21 protein-coding genes are annotated in these 23623 nt (G+C 74.7%); 11 read left to right on the top strand and 10 right to left on the bottom strand.

Features of this window, described 5'->3' with window-relative positions:
* Positions 1-32: 32 nt before the first annotated feature.
* Positions 33-1409, bottom strand: a complete 1377-nt coding sequence (locus ACZ58N_RS16540) for a helix-turn-helix domain-containing protein (RefSeq protein WP_471159703.1) — start codon at positions 1407-1409, stop codon at positions 33-35.
* Positions 1410-1560: 151 nt separating this feature from the next.
* Between ACZ58N_RS16540 and ACZ58N_RS16545 the strand changes: the two genes are divergently transcribed.
* Positions 1561-2910 (top strand): M64 family metallopeptidase, encoded by a 1350-nt coding sequence (locus tag ACZ58N_RS16545; RefSeq protein ID WP_471159705.1) that lies wholly within the window; start codon positions 1561-1563, stop codon positions 2908-2910.
* Positions 2911-2926: 16 nt separating this feature from the next.
* On the opposite strand, the gene ACZ58N_RS16550 is transcribed toward ACZ58N_RS16545, so the two are convergent.
* Both ACZ58N_RS16550 and ACZ58N_RS16555 read right to left on the bottom strand, forming a co-directional pair.
* Positions 2927-4081 carry a serine hydrolase domain-containing protein gene (locus ACZ58N_RS16550; RefSeq protein ID WP_471159707.1) on the bottom strand — a complete coding sequence of 385 codons (1155 nt, stop codon included), beginning with the start codon at positions 4079-4081 and terminating at the stop codon, positions 2927-2929.
* A 4-nt stretch (positions 4082-4085) separates the two neighbouring features.
* Positions 4086-5846 carry a carboxylesterase/lipase family protein gene (locus tag ACZ58N_RS16555; protein ID WP_471159709.1) on the bottom strand — a complete coding sequence of 587 codons (1761 nt, stop codon included), beginning with the start codon at positions 5844-5846 and terminating at the stop codon, positions 4086-4088.
* A gap of 229 nt (positions 5847-6075) precedes the next feature.
* Between ACZ58N_RS16555 and ACZ58N_RS16560 the strand changes: the two genes are divergently transcribed.
* The gene (locus ACZ58N_RS16560; protein ID WP_471159712.1) at positions 6076-7275 is read left to right on the top strand and encodes a hypothetical protein; all 1200 of its coding nucleotides are present in this window, start codon (positions 6076-6078) and stop codon (positions 7273-7275) included.
* Between the two features lie 79 nt (positions 7276-7354).
* On the opposite strand, the gene ACZ58N_RS16565 is transcribed toward ACZ58N_RS16560, so the two are convergent.
* Genes ACZ58N_RS16565 through ACZ58N_RS16575 form a run of 3 tightly spaced genes read right to left on the bottom strand, consistent with a single transcriptional unit; the run spans position 7355 to position 10003 of the window.
* Positions 7355-8383, bottom strand: a complete 1029-nt coding sequence (locus ACZ58N_RS16565) for an NAD(P)/FAD-dependent oxidoreductase (RefSeq protein ID WP_471159714.1) — start codon at positions 8381-8383, stop codon at positions 7355-7357.
* Complete coding sequence (locus ACZ58N_RS16570; RefSeq protein WP_471159717.1) at positions 8380-8928, bottom strand: isoprenylcysteine carboxyl methyltransferase family protein; 549 nt, start codon at positions 8926-8928, stop codon at positions 8380-8382. The genes ACZ58N_RS16565 and ACZ58N_RS16570 overlap by 4 nt, the downstream gene beginning before the upstream one ends.
* Before the next feature lie 13 nt (positions 8929-8941).
* Entirely contained in the window at positions 8942-10003 is a 1062-nt protein-coding gene (locus tag ACZ58N_RS16575) for a type III polyketide synthase (RefSeq protein WP_471159719.1), read from the bottom strand.
* Positions 10004-10091: 88 nt separating this feature from the next.
* Between ACZ58N_RS16575 and ACZ58N_RS16580 the strand changes: the two genes are divergently transcribed.
* Positions 10092-11057 (top strand): UbiA family prenyltransferase, encoded by a 966-nt coding sequence (locus tag ACZ58N_RS16580; RefSeq protein WP_471159722.1) that lies wholly within the window; start codon positions 10092-10094, stop codon positions 11055-11057.
* Positions 11058-11097: 40 nt separating this feature from the next.
* Here the strand turns inward: ACZ58N_RS16580 and ACZ58N_RS16585 are convergent, their stop codons facing one another.
* Positions 11098-12135, bottom strand: a complete 1038-nt coding sequence (locus tag ACZ58N_RS16585; protein WP_471159725.1) for a PHP domain-containing protein — start codon at positions 12133-12135, stop codon at positions 11098-11100.
* A 98-nt stretch (positions 12136-12233) separates the two neighbouring features.
* Here ACZ58N_RS16585 and ACZ58N_RS16590 point away from each other — a divergent pair, with 98 nt between their 5' ends.
* The gene (locus ACZ58N_RS16590; protein WP_385691140.1) at positions 12234-13073 is read left to right on the top strand and encodes a class II glutamine amidotransferase; all 840 of its coding nucleotides are present in this window, start codon (positions 12234-12236) and stop codon (positions 13071-13073) included.
* 48 nt (positions 13074-13121) lie between these two features.
* Here the strand turns inward: ACZ58N_RS16590 and ACZ58N_RS16595 are convergent, their stop codons facing one another.
* Entirely contained in the window at positions 13122-13910 is a 789-nt protein-coding gene (locus ACZ58N_RS16595; protein WP_471159729.1) for a VOC family protein, read from the bottom strand.
* Positions 13911-14006: 96 nt separating this feature from the next.
* Positions 14007-14576, bottom strand: a complete 570-nt coding sequence (locus tag ACZ58N_RS16600; protein ID WP_471159731.1) for an HPP family protein — start codon at positions 14574-14576, stop codon at positions 14007-14009.
* A gap of 301 nt (positions 14577-14877) precedes the next feature.
* Here ACZ58N_RS16600 and ACZ58N_RS16605 point away from each other — a divergent pair, with 301 nt between their 5' ends.
* From ACZ58N_RS16605 to ACZ58N_RS16615, 3 genes are all read left to right on the top strand, one after another.
* Entirely contained in the window at positions 14878-15414 is a 537-nt protein-coding gene (locus ACZ58N_RS16605; RefSeq protein ID WP_471159734.1) for a cupin domain-containing protein, read from the top strand.
* Positions 15415-15566: 152 nt separating this feature from the next.
* Entirely contained in the window at positions 15567-16532 is a 966-nt protein-coding gene (locus ACZ58N_RS16610) for an isopenicillin N synthase family dioxygenase (protein ID WP_471159737.1), read from the top strand.
* A 121-nt stretch (positions 16533-16653) separates the two neighbouring features.
* On the top strand, positions 16654-17832 hold the full coding sequence (locus ACZ58N_RS16615) for an alpha/beta hydrolase family protein (RefSeq protein WP_471159740.1): 1179 nt from the start codon (positions 16654-16656) through the stop codon (positions 17830-17832).
* Between the two features lie 71 nt (positions 17833-17903).
* Here the strand turns inward: ACZ58N_RS16615 and ACZ58N_RS16620 are convergent, their stop codons facing one another.
* A complete protein-coding gene (locus ACZ58N_RS16620; RefSeq protein ID WP_471159742.1) occupies positions 17904-19193 on the bottom strand; it encodes a sulfite oxidase in 1290 nt (429 codons plus the stop codon).
* 153 nt (positions 19194-19346) lie between these two features.
* On the opposite strand from ACZ58N_RS16620, the gene ACZ58N_RS16625 reads away from it, so the two are divergent.
* The 4 genes from ACZ58N_RS16625 (at position 19347) to ACZ58N_RS16640 (ending at position 23332) form a co-directional block, all read left to right on the top strand.
* Positions 19347-19880, top strand: a complete 534-nt coding sequence (locus tag ACZ58N_RS16625; protein WP_471159744.1) for a GNAT family N-acetyltransferase — start codon at positions 19347-19349, stop codon at positions 19878-19880.
* A gap of 159 nt (positions 19881-20039) precedes the next feature.
* Positions 20040-20684, top strand: a complete 645-nt coding sequence (locus ACZ58N_RS16630) for an ankyrin repeat domain-containing protein (protein WP_471159747.1) — start codon at positions 20040-20042, stop codon at positions 20682-20684.
* Positions 20681-21808: a YncE family protein gene (locus ACZ58N_RS16635; RefSeq protein WP_471159749.1), complete on the top strand. Its 1128-nt coding sequence runs from the start codon at positions 20681-20683 to the stop codon at positions 21806-21808. The genes ACZ58N_RS16630 and ACZ58N_RS16635 overlap by 4 nt, the downstream gene beginning before the upstream one ends.
* 162 nt (positions 21809-21970) lie before the next feature.
* Positions 21971-23332, top strand: coding sequence for an FAD-dependent oxidoreductase (locus tag ACZ58N_RS16640; protein ID WP_471159752.1), 1362 nt, complete (start codon positions 21971-21973; stop codon positions 23330-23332).
* Positions 23333-23623: the final 291 nt, after the last annotated feature.

Consider the following 23623-nt stretch of genomic DNA (forward strand, 5'->3'; position numbering starts at 1 on the left):
CCCCGCCCAACCCGCCCGCTCCCGTCGCCGCCTCAGCGCGGCGCCGGGAGCGTCGTCGTCGACGGGCGGAACGCGGGCGTGGCCGGCGCCGGCCCCAGCGTGGTCGTCCCCGGGGCCGCCCGGTGCCCGAGACCGGTGCGGTACGCGTCCAGGGCCGCCTCCGTCCGCCCCGTGCGCCGCAGCAGATCGCCCAACAGACGGCACAGGTCGGCGAGGTCCCCGCCCGCCCCGCTGCGCTCCAGCAGGGCGAGCGCCCGCACGTAGTGTTCCTCCGCCTCCTCCGTCAACCCCCGCTCCTCCGCGATCAGACCCAGCAGCCGGTGCGCGCCGCCCGCGTGCACGCTCCCGGGCCCCGCCACCGGCCCGCCGCCCGGCGCCAACAGCGCCGACACCAGCTCGGTCGCCTCCGCGTACCGGCCCAGCCGGCGCAGCACGTCGGCGAGTTCGACCTCCACCTGCGACGCGTACAGGGCCGCCCGCTTGGCCGTGAGCATCTCCCGAGCCGTCCGCAACTCCCGCTCGGCCGACTCCAGGTCCCCGTGCTGGGCCTGGACGTAACCGCGCATCCAGTGGCAGTGCGCCAGATCGGTCCGCAGTCGCAGCTGCCGGTACACCGCCTGGGCCTTCGCGAGGGAGGCGTCCGCGTCCGCCACCCGCCCCTCCGCCAGCAAGGTCCGCGCGACCTGCCGGTGCAGGCCCGCCACCAACGCCGGGTCCCCGACCTGGGGGGCCAACGCCAGCGCCAACTCGGCCGCGCGCGCCGCCCGGACGTGGGCACCCATGTCGATGTACGGCCCGATGACCGCCGCGTGGAGCAGCAGCAACGCCTCGGGATCGGCGAGCCCCTCCGAGTTCAACGCGTCGATGGCCGACTCCAGCAGGTAGCAGGCGTACCGCAGCTCCCCGGCCAGCAGGTGCGCGACGGCCCGGCCCCGGATCGGACGGGCCCGGCGGGGGAGCGGCTGGTCGGCCAGCAGCGCCTCCGCCTCCTCGAACCGGGCGATGGCCTGCGGCAGTCGGCCCGCCTCCAGCGCGCAGTCCCCGAGCCCCAGCAGCGCCTCGGCCCGCTCGTCGACCAGGTCCAGATCCTCCGCATCGGCCAGCAGCCGCCGGTAGTGGGTGGCGGCCTCCTCCGCGGACCCGGTGGCCAGGGTCCGCTGGGCGTCGGTGAGGGCCAGCCTCAGTTCGGTCGCCAGTCGGGCCGGCCGCCCCGTCGCCAACTCCTCGTACGAGGTGCCGAGTCGCCCGGCGAGGAAGCGCAGGGCGGTCTCCGAGGGCCGGACCTTGCCGGCCTCCAGGGTCGACACGTACGCAGGGGTGTAGGAAGGCTCCGCCAACTGCCGCTGTGTCAAACCGCGTTCCGCGCGCAGTCGCTGTACGCGGCGTCCGATCTCGGCCGGTTGGTCCATGAAAGCCCCCTGCTGTGCGTCGTGTTGTCGTGCGACCACCAGTATTCAGCCGTGGCGGACCATTGCGCACGCCCCGCGCGCCACCTAATTTAAGCAACCGGTTCAGTCCATTTACCGTTGCGTTTAACTCCCTTTTTCCATGGAGGACTTGATGAGCTCAGCCGTCCGGTCGACCCTGCGGGCGGCCCTCGCGGCAGCCTGCGCCGGTGCCGTCCTGCTGACCGCTCCGGCGCCCGCCCGGGCCGCCGACCCGCCCCGACCCGGACGGGTCGAGGTCGAGATACCCGGGCCCGAACACGGCGACCAAGCCGGATCAGGGCACGTCCTCGTACCCACCGCGGGATCCGCCCCGACGGCGCCCCGGCGGTCCCCGTCGGGGCGGGCCGCCGACGGGGACGGCCGGGTCACCAAAATGATCGACAACGGCCCCACCGCGGACCGGCTCGACGTGGTCGTCGTCGGCGACGGCTACACCGCCGACCAACTCGACGCGTTCCACGCCGACGCCCGGGCCAAATGGGCCGAGGTCGAGGCCGTCGAGCCCTACGCCACCTACCGGACCCTCTTCAACGTGTGGACGGTGGACGCCGTGTCCGCCCAGTCGGGCGTCTCCGGTGACCCCGACCCCGGCGCCGTCCGCGACACCGCGCTCGGCAGCCACTTCTGGTGCGAGGACATCGAACGGCTGCTGTGCGTCGACCAGCCGAAGGTGGACGCGTACGTCGCCGCGGCGCCCGAGGCGGACCTGGTCATCGTCCTCGCGAACAGCGCCAAGTACGGCGGCGCCGGCTACAACGAACCCAGCCCCACCCTCGGCTACGAGGGCATCTCCACCGCCTCCGCCGGCCACCCCAAGTCCGGCCAGGTCGCCATCCACGAGACCGGCCACTCCCTCGGCAAGCTCGCCGACGAGTACTTCTACCCGGGCGTCCCCGACTACGAGCGGTACACCGGCCCCGAACCCACCGACCCGAACACCTCCACGCTCGACGCCGCCCGCATGGAGGACCGGCGAACCAAGTGGTACCGCTGGCTCGGCGAGACCTCACCCGACGGCGGCACCGTCGGCACGTACGAGGGCGGCGGCTACTACGCCACCGGACTCAACCGCCCCACCGACAACTCGCTGATGAGGATCCTCGGCAAGCCCTTCAACCTGCCCGGCGTCGAGGCGATGATCGCCGGCTTCCACCGCCACGCGAACGTCGTCACCCCGCTGACGCCGACCGGCCGCACCCTGCGCCTGGGCCACACCGCACGGGTCTCCGTGCCGGAGCTCACCACCGGCGACGGCCGTCGGATCGAGGTCCGCTGGTACCTGGACGGCCGGGAACTGCGCCGCTTCGCAGGCCGTACCCAGGTCCGGGTCGCCGAACTGTGGCTGTTCGACCTGCGCGGACACAAGCTGTCGGTCACCGCCCGGGACCGCACGGACTCCGTGCGCGACCCCGCGATCGCGCGGACCCTGAGCTCCACCGCGACCTGGGACGTACGCCTCTGAACCGCCGCCCGAACCGTCAGGCGCCGGCCGCGTGGGCCCAGAAGTCGCGCATCAGGGCGGGCGGGGTCGGCCCGCCCAGCTCCAGCGCGGTCAGCAGGACGGTGACCGTCCCGGTGGACGGGACGACGTGCGCGGCCGTACCCGTCCCACCGATCCAGCCGTAGCGCCCGGGCACGTTCCACGCGTCGCGCGGCTCGACGTCGACCGAGCCGCCGAACCCCCAGCCCTGCCCCTCCAGGAACAGTTCCGCGCCGGCCCGCTGAGCGGGCGTCAGCCGGTCGGTCATCATCTGCCTCACCGAGCCGGGCGTCAGCAGCGCCCGCCCGTCGGCGGCCCGGCCCCCGGCGAGGAGCATCCGCCCGAACGCGCACCAGTCGTCGGCGGTGGAGACCAACCCGCCCCCGCCCGACGGGAACGCCACGGGGCGGCTCCACTGCCCGTCCGGGGCGTCGACCAGCTCCGGCGGGCCGCCGTCCGGGCCCCCGCGGTAGTAGCTCGTGAACCGGTCCCGTCGGTCCCCGGTCACCACGAACCCGGTGTCGCCCATCCCCAGCGGTGCGAAGATCCGTTCGGTCAGGAACTCCGGCAGGGACTGCCCCGAGACCCGGGCGATCAGTACGCCGAGGATGTCGGAGCAGGTGTGGTAGAGCCACGCCTCACCCGGTTGGTACAGCATCGGGACACGGGCCAGAGCGGCCATCCACTCGTCCGGCGGCGGGACGTGCTGCGGTTGGGGAGGGCCCTGCCCCAGCTCGCCGAACAGCGGGCCGACCGCCGGCAGCGAGAAGTCCGACGGGAACCCGTATCCCGCGCGGAAGCTGAGCAGGTCCTCCACGGTGATCGGACGCACGGCCGGCACCACGTCGTCGACGGGTGACCGCGGCGTGCGCACGACCACCGGTGACGCGAGCTCGGGCAGCCAACGCCGCACCGCGTCGGCCGGGGCCATCCGGCCCTCCTCGATGAGCAGCATGACCGCCGCGGCCGTCACCGGCTTCGTCAGCGACGCGATCCGGAAGAGGGAGTCCCGGGCCATCGGGGTCCCGCCACCGACATGGGCGTCACCGACCGCGACGCATTCGGTCCGGCCGGCCCCGGCCACCAGCGCCACCGCGCCCGGCACTTCCCCGCCGCGCACGTGCGCCTCCAGGACCTCGCGCAGTCCGGTCATCGGATCACCTTCCTCGGGGGGCTTCGGGGACCTCGGGAACGCCGCGGCCGTCGGAGACTTCGGGAACCGGGGGAACCGGGGGAGCTTCCGCGTCGTCGGGGCCGCCGAACGGCGGCAGGGAGTCCCACAGGGCGCAGTGGTGCTCGGCCCCCGCGTCCACCGGCCGGATTCCGCCCGGTCCCGCGGCCAAGGACAGCACGGACGCCGGAGCGGAGGAGGAGGTGGGGGCGACGCGGGGCCACCACGGGCCGGAGGAGGCCCCGACGGTCCCGTTCGGCGAGCCGGTGCGGGCGAAGCGCGTCCAGTACTCCGTCATCCGTTCCGACAGCGCCCGCTGCGCCGGAGCCAGCTCCACGACCCGGAAGAGATAGGGGAGTTCGAAGCCGTGGGTCGCGCCGAACGGGAACTCCGGGGACTGCGGCAACGGTACGAAGACCGGTGCGTCGCGGTCGCTGAAGCGGTAGCCGTACGTCGGCACGTGCCGGGCCAGGGCCCGACTGTCCCGCAGCGCCGGGCAGGTGAACGAGGCGTCCGAGAGCAGCGCCGCCCAGGCGAGCGCGGCCGTCGGGTACCGGGCCGCCGGGTACGCCTCCCCGACGGCAGGCGCCGACGGGCCGAAGGACCGCACGAGCCGCTCCCGGTAGGCCCGTTCGTCAGCGATCGGATACGACGGCAGGACCTGGGACAGGAACAGCCGCATCTCGTCCTGCGCGGTCCCCTGCACCACCGGCACCCGGTGGAACCGTCCGGACTCCAGCGCCCGGCGCGGAGACCGGGGCAACGACCCGTTTCCGTACGACAGGAGGGAGAACCGCTCCATCAGCGCGGGCGTCGCCAGCCGGCTCGCGTCCAGGGCGCGCAGGCAGTCGAGCACGGTGCTCGACGGCCCGGCGCCGCAGCCCAGTTCCCGCGCCGCGGCGGCTCCGGCCTCGACCGTGCGTCGCTCCGGGACGAACGGCTCGTAGGCGCCCTGCGTCGGCAGCAGCGCGTACGGGGGCATCGTCGTCGAGCAGGACCCGCTCTGCGCGACGGCCCGCGCGAAGAGTCCGGCCGAGGCGGGCGACACCAGGTGCGCGCAGACGCCGAGACCGCCCGCCGACACCCCGAACACGGTGACCCGGTCCGGATCACCACCGAAGGCACCCGCGTTCGCCCGGACCCAGCGCAGGGCGGCCTGCTGGTCGGCGAGGGCGAAGTTCGGGGCGCCGCCGAGTTCCGGATGCCCGAAGAGACCGAAGACGCCGAGCCGGTGGTTGACCGTGACCACCACCACGTCACCCCGCACGACGAGCGGGTCCGGCAGGTGGGCCGCCCCCGAACCGTCGCGGAAACCACCGGGGTGGAACCACACCATGACCGGCCGCTCCCGCCCCGGGCCCGCCGGGGCGGTGACGTTCAGGAACAGGCAGTCCTCCGAGCCGATCGGCGTCGCCGGGCCCAGCGGCGGGAGTTGCACGCACGCCGAACCGGGCGCCCCGGCATCGAACACGCCCGCTCTGCGGGCCGCCGGGCGCGGTGGCCGCCAGCGCAGCGGGCCGGTCGGCGGGGCGGCGTACGGGATTCCCTCGAAGGTGTCGTACGTCCCGTGGGCGCGCCCCCGAACGGGCCCCTCGACGGTGTCGACGACGGGTCGGTCCACGGCCCGGGCCAGAGCGGTGGACGGACCGGCCGCGCCGGCGCCGAGCAGCAGCGCCGCGGCCAGCAGCACGGCCGCCGGCCCCGACCGGCGGACGGCCGTCGATCGGACGGTTCCGGGCTGCGACATGACTGGTTCCCTCCCGAGCTGGTGCTTCCGCCACTGTGCGCGAGCACCGTCCCCGGCCCGCTGTCGCCGGTGGCGTGTCCCGTCGGCGGGCCGCCGGCCCCCCGTTTGCCCGCCCCGAATGGCGCAGTGCGCTGACGTCCGGCTGAATGTAACAAAGCGTGCGCTTCCCATGACGCACGATGACCGGCGCGCGATGTCCAGACCCGCGCGTCGGCGAACGGAGCTTTCCATGAATGACCCCAGCACCCTCGCGACGACCGCACACGACGACCGCGACGGGCCTCCCCCCGCACCGATCCCGGCCACCGGACCACCCGCTGCCGCGGCCCCGACCGGGCCGGCCGATCCGGCCCCGGCCACCATGCCGCCGCTCGACGCGGTGGCGGCCCCGCTGCCGACGGCGCAGCCGGCACCGCCGGTGCCCCTGCCGACCCCCCAACCCACGGCGCCCGCACCCGTCACCCCGGTCACCCCGGCGGTGCCGGTGGCTCCCGTCACGCCGGTCGGGACGCCTCTGAGCGTCGCACCGGTCACCGTGGCCACACCGGCCGCCCCCGCCCCGCCGAGCGGTGATCCCGCCGCCCCCGCCGACGATCCGCACACCGAACCCATACGGACCCTGCTGGAGACAGCGGCCACCTGCCGACCCGTCGAAGAGGTCACCGCGCTGGTGAACCTCCTCAGGCAGACCGGTCAACTCCCCAACCCCGGACACGAGGCGCTCCGCGCGGCCGCCGTGTCCCGGCCCGTCCACGAGGTCCGGCACATGGTCGCCCTCCTCGGCGAACACCCCCACGAGGAGGGCGAGGCCGACATCACCCTGCGGGCCGCGGCAGTCGGCCGACCCATCGAGGACGTGGCCCTGCTGGTCAGCATCATGGGCCCCGACGGGACCCCCCGGACGGACCGTGCACAGCAGGCGGCCCCGCCGTCCCCGCAGGAGCGCGGGTGGGACGAACAGGTGAAGCGCGAACGCAATCCGCGCCCCACCGCCCCCCGCCCGGCGCCGCTCCGAGCCCCCGAGCGCCCGCAGGGGCCCCTTCGCCACCTGCTCCGCTGGCCGGCCGCCGCCGCCCTGCTGCTGTGCGGAGTGGTCCACCTGCCGGGCGACCTGGCGGACCGGCCCACCCCGGCCGCAGGCGACCTGCTGCCCCTCGCGGTCTCCCTGCTCTGCCTGGGCGTCGGAGCCCTGCTGGCGGTGCGCGACACCGTCCTGGTGTGGCGGGTCGCGGCCGTGACCGCGCTGACCGTGGTCACGCTCCACGTGGTCGGGGGCGTCGTCCTCTACGACCCGCTGGAGGGCGCGCTCGGCGGGCCGCACACCTGGGCGGGCATCGCGACGGTGCTCTGCGCCGGCGCCGGAGCGCTCCTCGCCGGGCTGGCGCTGCGGTACCGGCCGGACCGGGCCCGTTCCGAGCCGGGCACCTGACCGGGAGCACCTCGGGCCCCGGGCGCGTTCGGACGCGCCCGGGGCCCTCCCGCGTCCCGCCCCGCCGAACACGCCCGGCTCACCGCGCGAGCAGGTTCACCGCCCCCGTGAACACCCGGGGCAGCCGGACCGCCGCCGGGACGATCCGCCCCGCGAGCGGCGCCCGGCGCCGGGCCCACAACAGCGACCCCGTCAGGGTGCGGTAGCCGAACGACAGCCGCCGCCACGCCCGTTCGTACTCCTGTGGCCGGCCCGCGCACACGCACCGGACGAGCTCCCGGGCCGCCGTCACCGCCAGCGTGAGCCCCTCACCGGTCAGCGCGTCGACGTACCCTGCGGCGTCCCCCACGAGCAGGACCCGCCCCGCCACCCGGGTCCGCGCCCCCTGGCGCAGCGGACCCGCCCCGCGCACCGGGCCGGCCGGACCGGCCGCCAACCGTTCGGCCAGCAGCGGGAAACGGGCCAGCTGGAGGTCGTACGGCCCCTGCTCCGAGGTCAGCACGGCCACGCCGATCCGGTCGGGCCCCAGCGGGGTCACGTAGGCCTCCGACCCGCGCGACCAGTGCACCTCCACCAGGTCGCTCCACGGCGCCACGGCGTAGTGCCGGCGCAGCCCGTAGCGGGCCGGCGCGCCCGGGACGGTCGGCGCGGAGAGGCCCAGCGCACGCCGGACCGGTGAGTGCAGACCGTCCGCCGCGACGAGGTAGCGGGCCGTGAGCCCGGCCGCCCGGACCCCGTCGCCGTCCTGGTGGACCTCGCCGACGCGCCCCGCCACGGTCCGCACGCCGAGCGCCGCCGCCCGGTCCGCGAGCGCCTCCTGGAGATCGGTGCGCCGGGTGCCGCGCCCGGGACCGGACCGGAACAGCCCCTGCGCCCGCAGCCCCGTCCCGGCGTCGACGTACCCGACCCCGCGGAACTCCCGGCCGCCCACCCTCACGCCCAGTTCCTCGAAGCGGCGCACGGCGCCCGGCATCAGCCCCTCGCCGCAGGCCTTGTCGACGGGGGTGGGGCGCGGCTCGACGACGACGGCCTCCAACCCGGCGAGCGCGGCATGGATCGCGGTCGCCAGCCCGGCCGGACCACCGCCCGCGACGAGCAGGTCGATCACGGGGCCGTACCCACGAGCGCCGCTCCCGTGCGGGAATCGGCGAGCGCCGTGTCCTCGCAGCGGATCCGCACCCCCAGGAGCACGGCGTTCGCCGCGGTGAACGCGACCGCCGTCCACCACGCCGAGTGCACCAGCGGCAGGGCGAGCCCCTCGACCACCACCGCCACGTAGTTGGGGTGGCGCAGCAGCCGGTACGGCCCCGAGGCCACCAGTGGCAGCTCCGGCACCACGATCACCCGGGTGTTCCAGCGCGGGCCGAGCGTGGTGACGCACCACCAGCGCAATCCCTGCGCGGCGAGGGCGGCCACGAGGGCCGTCCAGCCGAGGACCGGGAGGAAGGGCCGGTCGGCCCACCAGGGCTCCACCCCGCACCCCAGCAAGAGGGCCGTGTGCAGGGCCACCATGACCGGATAGTGGCCGCGGCCGTACTCCCGGCCGCCGCGCTCCAGGCTCCACGCGGCGTTGCGACGGGCGGTGACGAGCTCGGCGAGCCGCTCGGCCGCCACGAGCGCGAGGAGGATCAGGTACAGGGTGTACGGGGTCATCGGCATCGGTACCTCACCAGCGCAGCAGGACGAGTTCGGAGGCGAAGCCCGGCCCGAAGGCCAGCATCAGGCCCACCGATCCGGGTGCGGGCGGCCCGGCGGCCGGCACGTCGCCGAGGATGTGGAGCACGGACGCGGAGGACAGGTTGCCGACGGCCGCCAGGGAGCGGCGGCTCGCCGCGAAGGCGCGTTCCGGCAGGCCGAGGGCCCCGCTCAGGACGTCGAGGATCTTCGGACCGCCCGGGTGGCAGATCCAGGCGTCGACGTCCGCGGGCTTGAGGTCGTGGCAGGCCAGGAACGACTCGATCTCCTCCGCCACGTGCAGCCGGACCAGCTCGGGCAGTTCACGGCCCAGCACCATGCGGAACCCCCAGTCGCCGATGTCCCACCCGAGCAGGTGCTCGGTGCCCGGGTAGAGGCGGCTGCGTGAGGCGACCACCGACGGTCCGCCGCCGGTCCCGTGCAGGGGATGCTCGTGGCCCACCGCGATCAGGGCCCCGGCCCCGTCCCCGAAGAGCGCCCCGGCCACCAGGTTGGCCATCGAGGTGTCCGTCGGCTGGAGGGTGAGCGAGCACAGCTCCGTCGACAGCAGCAGGGCCGCTTCGGCGGGGCGCCCCGTCAGGTGGTCGTGCAGCCGCGCCAGGCCGGCGGCGCCCGCCGCGCAGCCGAGCCCGAAGAGCGGCACCCGCCGGACGTCGGGCCGCAGCCCGACGCGGGAGGCGAGGCGGGCCTCCAGGGACGGGGTGGCGAGCCCGGTCACGGTGGTCGACATGACCAGATCGAGGTCCCCGGCGCCGAGCGTGCTCCGGGTGAGGGCCCGGGAGACGGCGCGGGCGCCGAGGTCCAGGGCGGTCCGGACGAAGAGGGAGTTGGTCTCCCCGAAGGAGGGGTTCGGGCCGTAGCGTTCCAGGGGGAGCGCCAGATGGCGGGAGCCCACCCGTACCGATGCGTGGACCCGGCGCAGCAACGCGGCGTCGGCGCCCGGCGGAAGGAACCCGGCGAGCGCCTCCGTGATCTGCGACTGCCGGTACAGGTGCGGCGGGAACACGCTGCTCACTGCCAGGACACGTGTCATTGGCCCAACATAGGGAAGAACTGACGCCGCATCACGAATGACGCGGTGTGTGCGGGCCCGACGTGCCGCCACGGCGTAGCGTGAAACGGTGTCCGCCCGCGCCCGACCCGCCCGAGTCGACTCGGCCCGCCCCGATCCCGCCCGCCCCGATCCCGCCGCACCTTCCGGTCCGGAGGGTGCCGCCCCTGCCGCACCCGCCGGTCCCGGCCGTGCCGCGCCCGTCCGGGCCGGGTTCGCGCCCGGCGCCGTGGTGGGCGGGCTGCTGCGTGCCTGCCATCCCCTGCCGGCCGCCGCCGTGACCCTGTTCGCCGCCGCGCTCGCGGCGGCCTCCGGCCGCGGGGCGGCGGGCTCCGCGCTCACCGCGGGCGCGGTCGCCGCGGGACAGCTGTCGGTGGGCTGGTGCAACGACCGGGCCGACCTGCGCCGCGATCTGGCCACCGGCCGCCGCGACAAACCCCTGGTGGTCGGCCGGGTACGGCCCGGCGAGGTGAGCGCCGCAGCGCTCGCCGCGCTGCTCGGCTGCGTCGTGCTCTCCGTCGCCTGCGGGCCCGGGGCCGCCGCGGCACACCTCGTCGGCGTGGCGGCCGCCTGGGCGTACAACCTCCGTCTCAAGGCCACGGCCGCGTCCTGGCTCCCGTACGCCCTCGCCTTCGGCCTGCTCCCCGCCTTCGTGACGCTGGGCCTGCCCGGCGCGCCCTGGCCGCCGCCGTGGCTGACCTGCGCGGCCGCCCTGCTGGGCGCGGGGGCGCACTTCGCCAACGTGCTGCCCGACATCGCCGACGACCTGGCCACCGGCATCCGCGGCCTGCCGCAACGGCTCGGTGCCCGGTGGTCGGCCGCGGCGGCCGGCCTGCTGGTCGCCGCGTCGACGGTGTGCCTGGTCGCCGGACCCCCGGGACGGATCACCCTCCACGGCTGGACCCTGCTCGTCCTGACCGCCGGGCTGCTGGCCACCACGGCCCGCGCGCCCGGCCGGATCCCCTTCGTGGGCGCGATGGCGGTCGCGGGCGCCGACGTCCTGCTGCTCCTGCTGCACGGTGCGGGGCCACCGTGAGCCCGTCCCGGCAAGTCGTCGCGGGCGCCCGCCCGGACCGCTATGCGGGCGGGCGCCGGGTCCCGGTCCAGGCGAGGAGGTCCTCCGCCGACCAGGTGTTGATCACCCGCTCGGGCGGCACCCCGCACTCCGCGGCCCGTTCGCAGCCCAGTACCTGCCAGTCGAGCTGGCCCGGCGCGTGTGCGTCGGTGTCGATCGCGAAGAACACCCCCGCCGCCACCGCTTCCCTCAGCAGCCGGCGGGGCGGGTCCAACCGTTCCGGCCTGCTGTTGATCTCCACCGCGGTCCCGGACGCCGCGCACGCAGCGAAGACGGCGTCGGAGTCGAATTCGGACTCCGGGCGCGTCCGGCCGGTCACCAGCCGGCCCGTGCAGTGCCCGAGCACGTCCATCAACGGGTTGCCCACCGCCTTCAGGAGCCGCCGCGTCATCGCGGGCGACTCCATCCGCAACTTCGAATGGACCGAGCCGACGACGAGATCGAGCTCCTCCAACAGCTCCGGCTCCTGGTCCAGCGAACCGTCCGCCAGGATGTCGCACTCGATGCCGGTGAGCAGCCGGAACGGCGCCCACGCCGCGTTCAGTTCCGCCACCACCCGCAGTTGCTCGCGCAGCCGCTCAGGCGACAATCCCCGGGCGACCGTCAGTCGGGGCGAATGGTCGGTGAGCACCGCCCACTCGTGCCCCAGCGCGCCGGCCGCCCGCCCCATGGCCTCGATCGGGCTGCCCCCGTCCGACCAGTCCGAATGCAGGTGGCAGTCCCCGCGGAGGGCGGCGCGGAGCGCGACCGCCGCGGGGGAGGGCGGCGGACCCTCGGGGAGCGTGGCCGCCTCGTCCTCCAAGGCGCTCAGGTACTGCGGAACGGCCCCGCCGAGCGCTTCGACGACGACCTGCGCCGTCTTCGGGCCGATGCCCCTGACCGCCTCCAGCGAGCCGGCCGCGGCCCGCTCGGCGACCTCCGCCCCGCCCAGGCGCACGAGCGCGGCCGACGCCGTACGGAAGGCCTTGACCCGGTACGTGGGCGCCTGGGCCCGCTCCAGCAGGAAGGCGATCCGGTCCAGCGCCGCCACCGGGTCCATGCGCGTACCTCCTCCCGGGCCCAGTGTCGCAAGGCCACCGCGGCCCGGCGACCGCTGCCGCGTTAGGCTCGGTACTGGCTGTGAAAGGGATGATGCCCATGTGTCGCTGGCTTGCCTATTCCGGCTCGCCCATGCTGCTCGACGCCGTTCTCTACCGCCCCGAGCACTCCCTCATCAACCAGAGCCTGCACGCCCGCATGGGGGTGGAGTCCACCAACGGCGACGGATTCGGCATCGGCTGGTACAGCCCGGACGGCGACGGCACGCCGGCGGTCTTCCGTGACATCGGACCGGCCTGGAACAACCGCAACCTCCAGGAACTGGCCGGCCACGTCCGTTCGTCGCTGTTCTTCGCGCACGTCCGGGCCTCCACCGGATCGGCGATCCAGCAGACCAACTGCCACCCGTTCCGGCACGGACGCTGGCTGTGGATGCACAACGGGGCCATCACCGACTTCCAGCGCCTCCAACGGGACCTGTGCATGGCCGTCGACCCCGCGCTCTTCCCGTCGATCGAGGGCTCGACCGACTCGGAGGTGATGTTCTACCTGGCCGTCACCTTCGGCCTCGACCAGGACGTCCCCGGCGCGGTGGCACGGATGGCCGGCCTCGTGGAACGGCTCGGCAAGGAGCACGGCGTGCCCGATCCGCTCCAGATGACCGTCGCCGTCAGCGACGGGGAACGCGTCTGGGCGTTCCGCTACTCCAGCGAGGGCAGGTCCCGCTCGCTGTTCTACAGCGCCAGGGCCGAGACCGTGCGCCAGCTCCACCCGGAGATCGACTTCCTGCGCGACCTGTCCGACGCCTCCCGGCTGGTGGTGTCCGAACCGCTCGGGGACCTGCCCGGTGTGTGGAACGAACTGCCCGAGGCGAGCTACGCCGTCATCCCCTCGGATCCGGGTCAGGACTACCTGCCGTTCTTCCCCGAACCGCCGTGATGCCCCGGGTCACCCACCGTCGCCACCGCCGGGGAGTGACGGCCGCCGTCATGCAACGGTGGTCGTCAGCGTGAACAGCGCGCCGTCCGGGTCGCGCAGGGTGACCGAGCGTTCGTGGCCCGTCGAGGCGACCTCGGATACGGCACGCCCGCCGAGGGAGACCGCCGCCTCCACGGCCGGCTCCAGCACGGGAACGCGGAAGTGCACGTGCCAGCGGGGCCGGGTGTGCGGGGTGTAGGCGGCCATCTCCACGGGCCCGCTGTTCAAGCGGGCCACCGGCTCGCCGCCCTGCCGCAGCACCACCTGGTCCTGCTCGTACGAGACCTCGCAGCAGCCCGCGCGACCGGTCGCCCACTCCAACACCTCGCCGTAGAAGAGCGCCGCGTCGAACGCGTTGCGGGTGCGCAGTTCGAGCCAGGCGGGCGCCGGGCCCACGCCGACGCGCCAACCGGAGGAGACGGGACCGTCCCAGATCCCGAAGACCGCGCCCTCCAGATCGGCGACGAGCGCGGCCCGCCCGCCCGAGGGGAAGGAGACCGGGCCGACGGCGACGGTGCCGCTGCGCTCGCGGATCCGGCTCGCCGCCACGTCGACGTCGTCGACGGCGAAGTACGGGGTCCAGGCGACAGCCACCCCGAGGTCGGAGGCGAGCGCCCCGATGCCCGCCACCGGCAGCCCGTCCAGCACGGCCACCGAGAACTCGCCGCCGAGGCGGGCCGGCCGGAACTCCCAGCCCACGACCGCGCCGTAGAAGCGCTGTGCGCCGGCCATGTCACGGGCCATGAGGTTCACCCAACAGGGTGCCCCGAACACGTCCTTCGTCGTCGTCTCCGCCATGTGTGCCGCCTCTCGTCCACCACCGCCGCCACTGCGCCGTCCCAGGACAAGAAGTAGCGCCCGGGCCCCCTCGGCCAGTGCAGGCGCGCCCGCAGGTCACCACCAGTAGGCGGGGTACCTCGGGGCCTTGCGGCGGATGCGGGAACCGGCGTACCCGGTGAGCACGAGGAGCACGGTCGAGCCGAGGAGCAGCGGCACGAAGCGGGCGGGCGCGGGGGTCTGGAGCACGGTGACGACGGCGGTGGCGACGGCCGGTGAGTGCGGGGTGCGGGCGACGGTGAGCAGCGCCAGGGTCAGTCCGGCCGCCACGGCCGCCGTCCAGGCACTGCTGCCCGCCACCGCGAGGGCCGCGTATCCGACGGCGGCGCCCACCATGTGTCCGACGACGACGCCGCGCGGCTGCGCGAGGGGCAGGGTGGGCGCACTGTGCACGAGGGCGGCGCTGGCGGCCAGCGGGGGTATCAGGACCGGCTCGTGGATCATGGCGCCGATGCCGACCAGGGCCAACAGAACGGTCGTCGCCGCGCTCACGCTGTGGAGTGCGGCGGCCGCGCTGGGGCGGGCGGGGGCCTTGGCCGCCATCAGCCGGGAGCGGGGGCGCGGGCCCGGCGCACTCGGGGCGGGGTGCGGGGGACGGGCGGTGACGGTGGTGGTGCTGGGGCTCATACGGGGGCAGGTTTCCGGTGCGGGTGCGGGTGCGGGTGCGGGTGCGGGACAGCGGCGGGCGGACGGGAAGCGGGCGGGAGGGCGGGGCGGACGGGCCGGCGGCGGTGGTCACCGCCTGCCGGACTTCGCGCTCCGTACCGGGGCGGGCCGACGTGATCCGCCGACGACTTTATCGGGCACGCGTACGAACCCTGTGGTGGGGGTGGGACCGTGGAGCAACAATGAACCGATCGGGCCCGAACGACCGCTCGTGATCGTGTATGACTGCGAGGGCACGCGCAGCAGGCAGGGAAGGACCAGCATGACGACGCACCCCCACCTCGCCGGGGTCCTCACGGACCTCGACGCGGTGATCGCCGAGGCCCCGGTCGACGCGACCGGGGCGCTGTGGCGGCTGACCGGCGCCGGGCGCGGCCTCGACTCGAACCTCATCCGGTTGCGCCCCCGCGCGGTCATCGGGGAACACGCGGAGCCGGCGCTCGACGTCCTCCTCGTCGTCGTCGAGGGAGGCGGCCGGATGGACACCGAGGACGGCCCGCTCGACCTGCGGCCCCACTCCGCGGTGTGGCTCGCGCGGAACGCCCGTCGCTCGCTGACCGCCGGACCGGAGGGGCTGACGTACCTGACCGTCCACACCCGCCGCCCCGGCCTCGGAATCGGCACCGCCGCCGCGGGCGAACCCGCCGCCCGGCCCGATCCCCGGCCCGCGGCCCTCCCGGCGCCCGAGGGCGGGGAGACGGCCTGTCTGCTGCACCGCGTCTGCGCCGGCTGCGGGCGCCTCGCCGGCGAGTCCGCCGCCCGATACTGCTCGCGCTGCGGGGAGCAGCTCCCGGACTGACCGCCGGCCGGGGGACCGCCGACCCGCCGACCGAGATGCCCGGCCTCCCGACCCGCCGGCCGGGGCGTCGGCCCGGCCCGCCCACGCGCCGGCCCCGGCCGGCCCTACGCTCGTCCCGGATGCCCCTCCACCGTCCGGAAGGCAGGTCCCGCATGACCGGTTCCCCCGTCCCCGTGATCGATCTCGGAGCGTGGCGGGCGGGCGACGCCGCCACCCGGGCCCGCATCGCCGCCCGTGTCGACGAGGCCCTCAGGGAAGCCGGGTTCCTCCTCGTCACCGGCCACGGCGTGGATCCCGCGCTACCCGCCCGGATCCGGGAGGAGGCCCGCTCCTTCTTCCGACAGCCCGCCTCCGTCAAACAGCAGTACGCCGTCCGCGTCGGCGGGCGCGGCTGGCTCGGACCGGGTGCCGAGGCCAACAGCTACGCGGAGGGTGCCGCTTCCCCGCCCGACCTGAAGGAGTCCTGGTCCTGCGCGGCCGAGGACCCGACGGGAAACCCCGCGGTGGACGCCGAGTGGTTCCGGCCGAACGTCTGGCCCGCCGAGACCCCGGAACTCGGACCGCGGGCGCGCCGGTACCTGGCGCGGATGCGGGAGCTCAGCGACGAACTGCTGGAACTGCTCGCGACCGCCCTCGACCTGCCCGCGGACCACTTCACCCGGCACACCGGCCATCCCACCTGGGGGTTCAACCTCAACTGGTACCCCGGGACCGAAACCGTCGGGCAGCCGTTGCCCGGACAGTTCCGCATCGGGGCGCACACCGACTTCGGGACGGTCACCGTCCTGGACCGCGAGCCGGGAGCGGGCGGCCTGCAGATCCACACCGACGCGGGCGGCTGGCAGGACGCTCCCTACGACCCGGCGGCGCTGACCGTCAACATCGGCGATCTGCTGGCCCGCTGGACCGGGGACCGCTGGCGGGCGGGCCGCCACCGGGTGCTGCCACCGCCCGCCCACGCCCCGGCCGAGGAACTGGTCTCGCTCGTCTACTTCTACGAGTGCGACGCGGGAACCCGGGTGGAGTCCCTGCCCGCCCCGCTCGGGCGGGTGGCGTACCCGCCGGTGGACTCGCACGCCTACCTGCGCGAGAAACTCGACGCGATCACCGTCGGGTGAACCGGGGGAGGATGTCCCCAACAAGGATGATCTCCGGTCCGGTTCCTACGACTTGAGGCCCGTCGCCGGTCGTCCGAGCAGCGGACGACCGGCGACCGACCCGCGGCATAGGTTCGCCCGTATGACACGCCGCCGTACCGCCGCCTCCCTGCTCCTCCTCACCCTCGTCCTCCCGCTGCTGCCGGTCGCCGCCGGCACCGCGGCCGCCGCCGGGTCGTCCGTGGCCGCCGCGCCCGCCGCCGCCCAGACCTCGCGGAAGGTTCCCGAACTACCGAGCCCCACGGGGCGGTTCGCCGTGGGCCAGGACACCCTCCACCTCGTCGACCGCTCCCGCGCGGACCACTGGTCGGGGTCCGGACCGCGCGAACTGATGGTGACCATGCGCTACCCGGCCCGGCCCGGCACCGGCGGACCGGTGCGCTACCTCACCGAGGAGGAGGCCCGACTGCTACTCGTCGACCGGGGGTTGGACGGGCTGGTGTCCGCGCGGACCCTCGCGGACACCGCGTCGCACTCCCGGTCCGGTGCCCGCCCAGTGGCCGGCCGGTACCCGCTGATCGTCCTCTCGCCGGGATTCTCCGTACACCGGGCCACCCTCACCTCCCTCGCCGAGGACCTGGCCTCACGCGGCTACGTAGTCGCCGCTGTGGACCACGCCCACGAGAGCGCGGGCACGGCCTTCCCGGGAGGCCGTGTGCTGGAGTGCCTCGCCTGCGAGAGGACCGGCGGGGACGCCGGCTACCGGGCGGTCAGTGACGGCCGCGCCCGCGACGTGTCCTTCCTGCTGGACCGGCTCACCGGACGCGACCCGGCCTGGGGCCGCGCCGGGCTGATCGACCCGCACCGCATCGCCATGGCCGGCCACTCCATCGGCGGCGCCTCCGCGGCGGCGGCCATGGCGGCCGACGGCCGGGTCCGCGCCGGTGTCGACTTGGACGGCGGCCTGGCGACACCCGTACCCGACACCGGGCTCGGCGGCCGGCCCTTCATGCTGATCGGCAAGGCGGACCAAGTACCCGGCGCGGCCTCCACCTGGGACCGGGACTGGCCCCTGCTCGACGGCTGGAAGCGCTGGATCACCTTCGCCGACTCGGGTCACTTCACCTTCACCGACTTCCCCCAACTCGGCGACGAGTTGGGCATCCCCGACCCCGGCGCGCCGCTGACCGGCGCCCGGTCGGTCGAGCTGACCCGGCGGTACGTCGGCGCCTTCTTCGACCAGCACCTGAAGGGCCGGCCCCGGCCGCTCCTCGACGGCCCGACCACCGACGCCCCGGAGGTCCGCTTCCACCGGCCCTGACCGCCCCTGACCGCCTCCACCGGCCCGGGACCGGATCACGGACCGGCCCCGGGCACCGTGCCGTGGCCCGGTCAGACCACCGTCACGGGGTGGCGCACCACCGCGTCGAACAGGTACCCCTGCGTGTTGTGGACCGCCGTCGCCGGCTGCGTACGGCCCGTGGCATCCGTCGCCCGCGCCAGCAGGGCCGTCGGCCCCGCGGCGCGCGGGGTCCACGGCACCGACCAGCGGACCCAGCCGCCCCGGCGCGGGGTGTCGTGCAGTCGGGCGCGCTGCCAGCGGACCCCGCCGTCCGTGCTCACGTCCACCCGGTGCACGGGCGCGGCGCCCGACCAGGACCGGCCGGTCAGCAGCCGCGTCCGGTGGGCCGGGACGCTCGCGCCGAGTTCCAGTTCGAAGGCGCTCTTGAGGGTCTGCCGGGTCAGTGGAGCACTGCCCTCCGCAGGATGTTCCGGCCCGAACAGCCGGTACAAGTCGATGTTCCACGGGGTGTAGAGCGGGCTACCGCTGACTTCGATGTCCCCGACCCACTTGATCGAGGAGATCCCGATCCAGTTCGGCACGACGACGCGCACGGGTGCCCCGTGGTCCGCGGGCAGCGGCCGTCCGTTCATCTCGTACGCGAGGATCACGTCGTCCAGCGCCTTCGCGACGGGCAGCGGCCGCCGCACCCGCCCCAGGTTCACCCCGTTCGTCACCACCTCGTCGTCCAGCCCGCGCGGCAGGACGTCGATCGCGTCCCGGCGTATGCCGGCCCGCCGCAGGACGTCGGACAGCCGCGCGCCCCGCCAGTGAGCGACCCCGATCGCGCCGAGCGTCCAAGCCGTGCCGCTGACCTGCCGGCCCTGCTGGCTGGTGTAGAAGCTGCGGCCGTTGCCCGCGCACTCGATGAACAGGGTCCGCTCGATCGCCGGGAGCGCGCGCAGCCGCTCGTACGAGAACTCCACCGGCCCGCCGGCGAGGCCGTCGCCCCACACCCGCAAGGTCCAGTCACGCGCCTCCAGGCGGGGCGTGGAGGTGTGGTTGCGGACGAAGAAGCGGTCGATCGGGGTGAGCGGCCCGGTACCCCGCAGGGCCGCGAAGTTCGTCTCGGCGTTGGTGCCCCGCACCGTGAACAGCTCGGGCGGCAAGGCCTTGACGATGCCCGGCGCCGCCGCCCCGGCCGCCGACCCCGCGGCCTCGGCGGCCCCGGCCGTACCCGCCCCGGCCCCGAGTCCGAGCGGTCCCGCGGCGGCGGCACCGGCGGCGAACAGCTTCAGCAGGTGACGGCGGTCCACTCCGGCGGAGCGGGCGCGTCCGCGCGCCCACTGCCGCAGGCGCGTGCGGTCGTACCGGCTCTCGTCCGAGACGTCGAGGGACATGGGCGGGACACTCCTTCGTGACGGGTTTCCCACGCACCGTAGGACCCCGCACGGGCCCTCGGGGGAACAGCCGCGGATGGCCACGAACCCGCAACACGGCCGCAATGGAAGACCCGATTACCGCTGGTCGGCCGCGTTCGGCAGGATGTGGGCATGACCGAGATCCGCACCCCCCGCCTCATCCTCCGCCGCTGGAGCGACGACGACCTCGTCCCGCTTTCGGAGATCCACGCCGACCCGGAGGTGATGCGCTGGATCGACGACGGCTCCACCCTCGACCTGGACGCGACCGCCGAAGCCATCGAGCGCTGGGAGGACGAGTGGGACGAGGAGGGCTTCGGGCTCTTCGCCGTCGAGCTCCTCGCCTCCGGCGAACTGATCGGGGCCGTCGGCCTGTCCGTTCCCGAACACCTGCCCCCGGTGATGCCCGCCGTCGAGATCACCTGGCGCCTCGGCCGCTCCTACTGGGGCCAGGGCTACGCCTCCGAGGCCGCCCAGGCCACCCTCGAATTCGCCCTCCAGGACCGCGGCCTCGACCGGGTGATCTGCGTCAACCGCGCGGGCAACGAGGACTCGGAGAACGTGATCCGCAAGCTCGGCATGGCCGACGACGGAACCCTCCACCACCCCGAGTCCGGCGCGCTGCTCACCCTGCACAGCATCGACCTCACCGAGTACGAGGCCTGAGCCGCCCGGCGGCGCATCGACCGATCGGACGACCCGGGGGTCCACCGGAGAGCGGGGAGGTCGTCCCCACCGGGCGGACCGTCGCGGCGGCGGAGCGGGACCAGCATGGAACCGGGGCACGGACACGAGCACCTCCCGCCCCGGAGCCGGAAGGACACCATGAACCCGCACGACCGAACGTTGCTGGACGCCGCCGCCCGCGGCGACGCGGCCGCGCTGCGCGCCGCCCTCGCCGCCGGAGCCGCCGTGGACGCGCGGGACGACCAGCTACGCACCGCGCTGCTCCTCGCCGTGATCGGCGACCACCTCGAAGCGGCCCGCGCGCTCCTCTCCGCCGGAGCCGACCCGGACGCGGCCGACGCCCGCGCCGACAGCCCCTGGCTGGTCACCGGGGTCACCGGCAGCGTGCGCATGATGCGGCTGCTCCTGACGGCGGACCCCGACCTGAAGCAACCCAACCGATTCGGCGGCATCTCCCTCATCCCGGCCGCCGAACGCGGCCACACCGGCTACGTACGGGCCCTGCTGGCGGAGACGTCCATCGACGTGAACCACGTCAACCGGCTCGGCTGGACCGCCCTGCTGGAGGCGGTCATCCTCGGCGACGGAGGCCCGCGCCACGAGGAGATCGTCCGACTGCTGCTCACGGCGGGCGCGGACCCCGACCTCGCCGACCTCGCCGGGGTCACCGCCCACCAGCACGCCGTCCGGCGCGGCTTCGACGGCATGGCGCGTCTCCTCGCCGCGGCCGCCGCGCCCGCCACCCGGCCGCATCCGGTGCGTGAGCCGGGGGCCGGCCGGTGAAGCGCCCCGCACGCACCCCCCGCACGGTCCTCGCCGCGCTCGCCGCGGCGCTGCTGCTCGGCGGCTGCACCGGTGCGGACCCGGGCCGCCACCCCGGCAGCGCGGCCCCGCCGAACCCGGTGACGGCCCCGCTCCCGGCCGGGTCCCCGTCGCCGCCGGGCACCCTCCTCGTGGCGGACTTCGGCGCGGGAAGCGTTACCTTCGTGGACCCCGCGCGCGGCCCGATCGCCTCCGTCCCCGTGGGCCGGGCCCCGTACGGCCTGGCCGTCGGGGCGGACGGCCGGGCCTGGGTGGCCACCGCCGAGGGCGTCGCCGTGGTCGACACCCGCGCCCGCACCCGGACCGCGCTGATCCCGTACCGGACCGAAACCGGCCCGGTCACCGACGGCGAGTACCGCGGCGGCGGCATGGGCATCGCACTGTCCCCGGACGGCGCGCACGCGTACGTGGGGGTCAACGTGCCCGGCGGTCCCGGCGTCATGGAGGTTGTGGACACCGCCGCGGGCGAGGTCACCGCGGCCGTCCCGGTGGGCCGCCGTCCCTTCGACGTGGACGTCTCCGGCGACGGCGGAGCCGTCTACGTCACCGGTCACGACTCCTTCGACGTGACCGTCGTCGATGTGGGCTCGCTGCGGCCGCGCCGGATCGAGGTGGCCCCGTACGGCACCGAGGGCGGCCTCGGGTCCTGGCTCAAGCCGCACTACACGGCGGTCCGCCCGTCGGACGGGATGCTGCTCCTCCCCTTCGAGGGGGAGCGGCTGGCCGTGGTCGATCCCCGGACGGGTCGCGTCACGGTCGAGTCGATGACGGCCGACACCCACCAGCACGGGGCCGCGGTCACCTCTGACGGCCGTCTCCTGGTGGTCGGCACGGGTGCGGTCGATGCGTCCGGGGGGCGGGGGCCCTCCCTCACGGTCCGGTCCCCGGACGGGACCGAGCGGATCCACCCGCTGCGGGGCCCGCACGAGGACGTGGCCGTCTCCCGGGACGGGAGCACCGCCTATGTGACCGGCGGCTTCACCCGCGACGGGTACTGGAACGGCATCACCGTCGTCGACCTCGGCACGGGGGAGTCCCGACGGCTGCCCGCGGGCGACCGTCCCCTGGGCATCGCGGTGCTCTGAACCGGGGCGCCGTCGACGGCGGGCGTCAGCCCAAAGTCAGGCTTTGGTAAGTCATAGGTTTGGCTTATGGGGTCATAAGCCGGGGGCGGGTATTGGGTTAGGGTGGCCTTAGTTTAGGGTTTGCCTTGATCAGTCTGATTTTCGGTCGAAGGGAACCCAGTCATGCCTCGCTCCCTGCGGGTAGCAATCGTCGGTGCCGGCCCCGCCGGCATCTACGCCGCCGACGCGCTGCTGAAGTCCGAGGCGGCTGCCGCTCCCGGCGTGTCCATCGACATCTTCGAGCGGATGCCGGCGCCCTTCGGCCTCATCCGCTACGGAGTGGCACCCGACCACCCCCGCATCAAGGGCATCATCACCGCCCTGCACCAGGTGCTCGACAAGCCCCAGGTCCGCCTGTTCGGCAACGTCGACTACCCCAACGACATCTCGCTCGACGAACTGCACTCGTTCTACGACGCGGTGATCTTCTCCACCGGTGCCACCGCCGACCGCGCCCTGAGCATCCCGGGCGTCGAGCTCGACGGCTCCTACGGCGCCGCCGACTTCGTCTCCTGGTACGACGGCCACCCCGACGTCCCGCGCACCTGGCCGCTGGACGCCGAGAAGGTCGCCGTCCTCGGCGTCGGCAACGTCGCCCTCGACGTGGCCCGCATCCTCGCGAAGACCGCCGACGAACTGCTGCCCACCGAGATCCCGGCCAACGTCCACGACGGCCTGAAGGCCAACAAGGCCCTCGAAGTGCACGTGTTCGGCCGCCGCGGCCCGGCGCAGGCCAAGTTCAGCCCGATGGAGCTGCGCGAGCTCGACCACTCGCCGAACATCGAGGTCATCGTCAACCCCGAGGACATCGACTACGACGAGGGCTCGATCACCACCCGCCGGGGCAACAAGCAGGCGGACATGGTCGCCAAGACCCTGGAGAACTGGGCGATCCGCGACATCGGCGACCGCCCGCACAAGCTCTTCCTGCACTTCTTCGAGTCCCCCGCCGAGATCGTCGGCGAGGACGGCAAGGTCGTGGGCCTGCGCACCGAGCGCACCGAGCTCGACGGCACGGGCAACGTCAAGGGCACCGGCGAGTTCACCACCTGGGACGTCCAGTCGGTGTACCGCGCGGTGGGCTACCTCTCGGACGAGCTGCCCAAGCTCCCCTGGGACGTGGAGTCGGGCACCGTCCCCGACGAGGGCGGCCGGGTCATCGAGAACGGCGCCCACCTCGCCTCCACGTACGTGACCGGCTGGATCCGGCGCGGCCCGATCGGCCTGATCGGCCACACCAAGGGTGATGCGAACGAGACCGTCGCCAACCTGCTGGTCGACCACGCGGAAGGCCGGTTGCTCACCCCGTCCACGCCCGAACCGGCCGCGGTGGAGACCTTCCTGACGGAGCGCCAGGTCCGTTTCACCACCTGGGAGGGTTGGTACCGGCTGGACGCCGCCGAGAAGGCCCTCGGTGAGGCCGAGGGCCGCGAGCGCGTGAAGATCGTGGAGCGCGAGGGCATGCTCGACGCGAGCGGCGCGTAACCTCCGCCGGGCTCCGGGCCCGGCGTACGACAGTGGGGCCCGCCGACGGCGGGCCCCACTGTCGTACGTCCCGTGGACGGTCGGTTGCCCGTGGGCGGCACGCCGTGCGGGGTCGTCGGCGTCTCCCGTCGATCCTTTTCCTGCCGGCGGAGCTCCAAAGGGAGAAGGGGGGCCGCATCCGTCGGTCCGCATCCGTCGGTCCGCATCCGTCGGTTCGTGCCGCACCGGAGATGGCCGAAATTCGCCCGTTCGGGCGATCGGGGAAAAGGAAGGCCGCCCCGGAAGGAATGC

Source organism: Streptomyces sp. NPDC040432 (genome assembly GCF_055595445.1).